The sequence below is a fragment of the Planomonospora algeriensis genome (genome assembly GCF_977012225.1).
Map to the genome: position 1 here is coordinate 20,732 of NZ_CDRNDK010000041.1, position 6,283 is coordinate 27,014.

The 6,283-nt window shown below is 68.7% G+C and carries 4 protein-coding genes and 1 tRNA gene; 4 read left to right on the forward strand and 1 reads right to left on the reverse strand.

Features of this window, described 5'->3' with window-relative positions; translation table 11 throughout:
• Positions 1–129: 129 nt before the first annotated feature.
• The 4 genes from ACWJ6R_RS07410 to ACWJ6R_RS07425 all read left to right on the forward strand — a co-directional run bounded on the left by ACWJ6R_RS07410 (position 130) and on the right by ACWJ6R_RS07425 (position 5,237).
• Positions 130–1,176: a YlbL family protein gene (locus tag ACWJ6R_RS07410; protein WP_449061468.1), complete on the forward strand. Its 1,047-nt coding sequence runs from the start codon at positions 130–132 to the stop codon at positions 1,174–1,176.
• Positions 1,177–1,453: 277 nt separating this feature from the next.
• Complete coding sequence (locus tag ACWJ6R_RS07415; RefSeq protein WP_449061469.1) at positions 1,454–4,408, forward strand: UPF0182 family membrane protein; 2,955 nt, start codon at positions 1,454–1,456, stop codon at positions 4,406–4,408.
• Positions 4,409–4,471: 63 nt separating this feature from the next.
• Positions 4,472–4,548 (forward strand) — tRNA-Met (locus ACWJ6R_RS07420).
• A 266-nt stretch (positions 4,549–4,814) separates the two neighbouring features.
• The gene (locus ACWJ6R_RS07425) at positions 4,815–5,237 is read left to right on the forward strand and encodes a PH domain-containing protein (RefSeq protein ID WP_449061470.1); all 423 of its coding nucleotides are present in this window, start codon (positions 4,815–4,817) and stop codon (positions 5,235–5,237) included.
• 250 nt (positions 5,238–5,487) lie between these two features.
• On the opposite strand, the gene ACWJ6R_RS07430 is transcribed toward ACWJ6R_RS07425, so the two are convergent.
• Positions 5,488–5,946, reverse strand: a complete 459-nt coding sequence (locus tag ACWJ6R_RS07430) for a hypothetical protein (RefSeq protein WP_449061471.1) — start codon at positions 5,944–5,946, stop codon at positions 5,488–5,490.
• Positions 5,947–6,283: the final 337 nt, after the last annotated feature.

Genomic DNA, 6,283 nt, shown 5'->3' on the forward strand with positions numbered 1-6,283 from the left:
CCGGCGCCCGCGATGCCGGATCCGCGGCCGAGAGCCCGTTGCTGAGAACGACCGGGAGCCCGCGACCGGGCATGCGAACGCCGTACCGCCGATCTCGCGCGGCCTCCGGGACCGCATAGGCTTTCCCCCATGTCCCGACGTGCGCTGACCCTCATGGTGGCCGGCTTCCTCACACTCGTGCTGGGCGTCGTCGGCACCCTGCTGCCGGTGCCGTACGTCGTGCTGAGCCCCGGGCCGACGGAGAACACCATCGGTGACGTCAAGGGCACTCCGGTGATCAGCATCGAGGGGCGTCCGACCTACCCGACCGACGGCAAGCTCAGCCTCGTCACGGTCGCCTACCAGGGTGGGCCAGGCAGCAGGATCGACCTGTTCACGGCGCTGCGGGGCTGGGTCGACCCGACCATCGCGGTCGTCCCGGAGGAGACGATCTTCCCTCCGGCGACCACCGCCGAGGAGGTCGAGGAGCAGAACACCCAGGAGATGACCAACTCCCAGGACGCCGCGACCGCCGCGGCGCTCACGGAGCTGAACATCCCCTACACCTCGGTCGTGACGGTCGCCGCCACGCAGCAGGGCTTCCCCGCCCACGGCAGGTTCGACCAGGGCGACGAGATCGTCTCCGTGGACGGCGTGGCCGCCAAGGACCGCGACACCGTCTCGGAGGCCGTCCGCAAGCACAAGGCGGGGGAGCAGGTGACCTTCGTCGTCAGACGCGGCGGCCAGGACGTGACCGTGACCGTGCCCACCGCCGCGTCCGCGGACGGCACGCCCATCGTGGGCATCTCCATGGCGGTCGGCTACAGGTTCCCGTTCGAGGTCAACATCAACGTCGGCGACGTCGGCGGGCCGAGCGCGGGGATGATGTTCTCCCTCGGCATCGTGGACAAGCTCACCCCCGGTGCGATGACCGGAGGGAAGGCCGTGGCGGGCACCGGGACGATCAACCCCCAGGGCGAGGTCGGCCCGATCGGCGGCATCCAGCAGAAGATGGTGGGCGCGAGGGAGGCCGGGGCCACGGTCTTCCTCACCCCGGCCGACAACTGCGCGGAGGCGCTCGCCGCGGTTCCCGACGGGCTCCGGCTGGTCAAGGTCGAGACGCTCCACGAGGCCGTTCAGGCGCTCGACGCGGTGCGCACCGGCTCGGGCGCCGTGCCCTCCTGCACGGCGGGCTGAGGGCCGGGAGCCCGGAGCCATGGGCCCGGAGCCATGGGCCCGGAGCGCCGGAAACCGGGTGGGCCGGAAACGGGTGCAACGAACGCGGCGGGTGGGGCACTGATCGCGATCCTCGCGCGTTGGTCGTACTGAGCCGAGACCTGCGGAGGTCGTGCCCGCACCGTGCCGAACGGTTGAACGCGACGCAACCCCCGCCGGTGTAGGTTGCCAACACGGACCGTGCTCTTACGACAAGGGGTTGGCCTTGAGCTTCCGGACCCCCGGAGCCGGTAGGGCGATGCGCTTGCCCCGCCGGCCACGACTGATGCTTCCTGTCGCGATCGCGCTCGTCGCGCTCGTGGCGTTCTTCTTCCTCTTCGCCGGCATCTTCACCGACTACCTCTGGTACGACTCGGTGGACTACACGGCGGTGTTCTCCGGCGTGGTCGTCACGCAGATCGTGCTCTTCATCGTGGGTGCGCTGCTGATGGTCGGCATCGTGGGCGGCAACATGCTGCTCGCCTACCGGACGCGGCCGATGTTCGGCCCCGGCATGTTCGGCGGCGCCAGCGGCGCCGACCGCTACCGGATGGCCCTCGACCCGCACCGGAAGATGATCTTCATCATCGGTGTCGCGGTGCTTGCGCTGTTCACCGGCTCGTCCTTCGCCGGCCAGTGGAAGACCTGGCTGGAGTTCGTCAACGCCACGCCGTTCAACGAGAACGACGCGCTGTTCGGCATGGACATCTCGTTCTTCATGTTCACTTATCCGTTCATCCGGATGGTGCTGAACTTCCTGTTCACCGCGGTGGTGCTCTCGGCCGTGACGGCCACGATCGTGCACTACCTGTACGGCGGGTTCCGGCTCCAGTCGCCCGGCGTGCACGCCTCCCGCGCGGCCCGGGTGCACCTGTCGGTGCTGCTCGGCGTGTTCGTGCTGCTGAAGGCGGTCGCCTACTGGGTCGACCGCTACGGCCTGGTCTTCTCCGACCGGGGCTTCGTGCACGGCGCCTCGTACACCGACGTCAGCGCGGTGCTGCCCGCCAAGACGATCCTCGCGATCATCGCGCTGATCTGCGCCGCCCTGTTCTTCGCCGGGATCGTACGGCCCGGCGGCATGCTGCCGGGCGTCGCCTTCGGCCTCCTGGTGCTCTCCGCCATCCTGATCGGCGGGGTCTACCCGGCGCTCGTCCAGCAGTTCCAGGTCAAGCCGAACGAGCAGGCGCGCGAGCAGGTCTACATCAAGCGCAACATCGAGGCCACCCGGAAGGCGTACGGCGTCAACGACGCCGAGGTCACCAACTACGCGGCGCAGGGTGACGCGAGCAAGGCCAACGTCACCGCCGACACCTCGATCTCCGGCGTGCGGCTGCTCGACCCGAACCTGGTCTCCGAGACCTACGCGCAGAAGCAGCGGATCCGCGGCTTCTACGACTTCCACGACCCGCTGGACGTCGACCGCTATCCGGACGAGTCGGGCAAGATGCGCGACACGGTGGTGGCGGTGCGCGAGCTGACCGGCCCGCCGCCGGAGCAGAACAACTGGATCAACCGGCACCTGGTCTACACCCACGGCTACGGTTTCGTGGCCGCGCCGGGCAACGAGGTCGACGCCGGGGGCCTGCCCAACTTCACCGCCAAGGACATGCCGGTCATCGGCCCGCTGGTCGAGCGGACCGGCCTGAAGGAGTCGAGGATCTACTACGGCGAGTCTCCGTCCGCACCGCCGTACGTCATCGTGGGCGGCGACGGCAAGAGGAACCAGGAACTCGACTACCCCGGCAGCGGCAACACCGGCCAGCAGAACACCACCTACACCGGCAAGGGGGGCGTGCCCGTCGGCTCGTTCTTCAACCGGATGCTCTACGCGGCCAAGTACAGCGAGATCAACCTGCTGCTCTCGGGTGACGTCAACGAGAAGTCCAAGATCCTGTACGAGCGGGACCCGGCCCAGCGCGTGGCCAAGGTCGCGCCGTTCCTCAGCCTGGACAACAACACCTATCCCGCCATCGTCGACGGCCGGGTGGTGTGGATCATCGACGCCTACACCACCTCCAACGCCTACCCCTACTCCGCGAGCAAGAGCCTGGAGGAGATGACGCGGGACACGGCGACCGACCCGCGCCTGGCCGTGCAGCAGCCGCGCGACAAGATCAACTACATGCGCAACTCGGCCAAGGCCGTGGTCGACGCCTACGACGGCACCGTCCAGCTCTACGCCTGGGACGAGAAGGACCCGATCCTGCAGACCTGGCGCAAGGCGTTCCCCGGTGTCCTCAAGCCGAAGACCGAGATGTCGCAGCAGCTCCTGCAGCACATCCGCTATCCCGAGGCGCTGTTCAAGGTCCAGCGCGACGTGCTGTCCCGCTACCACATCACCGACCCCGACGCCTTCTACGGCGGTCAGGACTTCTGGAACGTCCCCGACGACCCGTCGTCGGACGAGCGCAACGTCAAGCAGCCGCCGTACTACCTGTCGGTCAAGATGCCGGGGTCGGACGCCCCGTCGTTCTCGCTGACCACCACGTTCGTACCGCGCCAGGGGCCCAACCTCGCCGCGTTCATGGCGGTGGACGCCACGCCGGGAGAGAACTACGGGAAGCTGCGCATCCTGCGCATGCCGTCCAACACCACGATCCCCGGCCCGGGGCAGGTGCAGAACAACTTCCGGAACAAGTTCTCCGGTGAGCTCAACCTGCTCAACATCGGCGGGGCGAAGGTCCGCTACGGCAACCTGCTGACCCTGCCGTTCGCCGACGGGCTGGTCTACGTCGAGCCGGTCTACGTGGAGACCGCGCCGGGCCCGGGCCAGGAGCCGTACCCGATCCTCCGCCGGGTGCTGGTCGGTTACGGGGACAAGTTCGGCTTCGGCGGCACGCTCGAGGACGCGCTGAAGCAGGTCTTCGGTGAGGGCGTCCCGCAGATCCCGGCCGACGACAAGCCGGAGACCCCGGTCGAGGACAAGCCCGAGCAGCCGGCTCTGTCCGAGGCGGACCTCGCCAAGGCGATCGCCGACGCGCAGGCCGCCTACACCGCGGCGCAGGGGGCCCTGGCGAAGAACCCGCCGGACTGGCAGGCGTACGGCGAGTCCCAGAAGAAGCTGCAGGAGGCTCTGGAGAAGCTGAAGGGCGTGGCGAACCCCGCCGCCGGCCCGTCCCCGACGGCGAGCCCGAGTCCGTCGGCCACGCCCGCGGCGACCCCGTCACCGACGCCCTCAGGAACACCCGCACCGTCGCCGTCCCCCACTTCGTAGGGACACGGCACCGCTCGATTCGCCTCCACCACCAAAGCCGGGTAGTCTTCAGACACACACCGACGCGGGGTGGAGCAGTTCGGTAGCTCGCTGGGCTCATAACCCAGAGGTCGCAGGTTCAAATCCTGTCCCCGCTACCAAGGGAAGGCCCGGATCTCATCGAGATCCGGGCCTTCGTCGTTTCCACGTGATCGGCCGCACTCCTGAGGGGCGCCGTACGCCCGGCTGAGGGGGAGCCGTACGGCCTGGCGTCCGCGCAGGGCGATCGACTGCTCCCGCGCCTGAGATGGACGGTCTCCGGGACGGCTCGCCGGCGGCGGGCCACCCCCTGACGGGGACCGCGTTCGTCCCGGCCTGACGGCCGAGGCTTTCCGCGGGCCTTCGGTAACGTGCCAGTGTGGCTGACATGTCCCGATCCCCTGTGCTGCGCTGGCGCGTGCGCCGCGAGATCTTCATGCTGAAGGCCGCGGGGGCGTCCGCTCTCGCGGTGGTCACCGTGGTGAGCCACGATGACGTGCGCGGGATGCTCCTGGCGGGTGCGGGGGCCGTCATGCTCGCGGTGCTGGCGCTGCGCGACCTCTTGGCCCCGGTACGGCTCAGCGCGGACGGGGAGGGCGTCGTGGTGGCGAAGGGCTTCGCGGGTGCGCAACGGGTGCCCTGGAGCGAGGTCGAGCGGATCCGGGTCGACACACGGATCCGCTTTACGTCCCGGACCGAACTGCTGGAGATCGAGACCAGGGACGGGCTCTTCCTCCTGAGCCGCTTCGATCTCGGCGTGCCGGTCCAGCAGGTCGCCGACGCCCTGAGCGCGTTCCGGACAGGCTCCTGACCCGCCGCGTCCTCAGCCTCTGACCCGCCGGTGGCGGGGCGCGAACTTCGGCTCGGTACTCCGGAGCAGGAGGAAGGCTTTGTACAGGGCCCAGCCGGTGAGGAGGGAACCGAAGGCGGTCTGTCCGATCCGGGCCCATATCGACACATCAGTTGCTGCGAAGACCACGACACCGACCCAGAGAACGCCGAAGACGCCCACGAGGGTCGTCGCAGCCCAATTCATTCCCTGCTGCCACATGCCTGAAGTCTTACAGATCTTGGTTCAAGGCCAGGTCAACGACGCGGAACGGGTCATCGTGGGAGAGTACGGCTGGTGCCGGCACACCTCCGGGCACGTGCTCCCTTCCCGGTCGTCCTCGTCGGAGCCTGTTCCCGCGCGGAGGCTGCTCGAGGGCGGCGACCAAGGCGGTCGCGGTGCGGGCGTCGGCCAGGATCCGGTTCACTTCCTCGCCGGCCGGCAGCTGGCCGCGCTCGCCGAGTTCGGCGGTGAGGAAGGTGAGCGGCGCCGGATGGCCCGCCGCCTCCGCGGCGACCGTGGCCCGGGCGGCGGTGAGGAGGCGCAGGTAGTAGGAGCGGAGGGTGGCCTCGCGCATCCGTGCGGCCTCGAGGTCGTCCAGCAGCGACCGGGCGAGCAGGAGAAGGTCGTCGTGGTGATCGGCTTCTGCGGCGATGTGCGCGCGAATGTCGTCGAACTCCGAGCGGGTCATCAAGGTCACCTCCGTGACGGAGTCAGAGTCCTGACCCTCGTGCCTACTTCGTATCCGAGCGCGATTGCGGATGACTTGCCGTCTGGTTGTCCGCACCGCAGGTTTGGGACGCGCGAGCCCCGGGGATGGTTGGCAAGTTGGTCATGTTGCTCCTGAGTCCTGCTAAGGTTTCTTCCTGCAGGGCGAGCCCCTGCACCCTCTCTCCAAAACCCCGGCAAATCGGGCGTGCCTGCGCGAGTGGACACGAACGGGATGTCAAGGTAAGTTAGAGGGGTTGCCTCAGAAACGGGGCGGTCTGAATTCCAGACGGATCGGTCGGACCGGGTCAAATTGACAC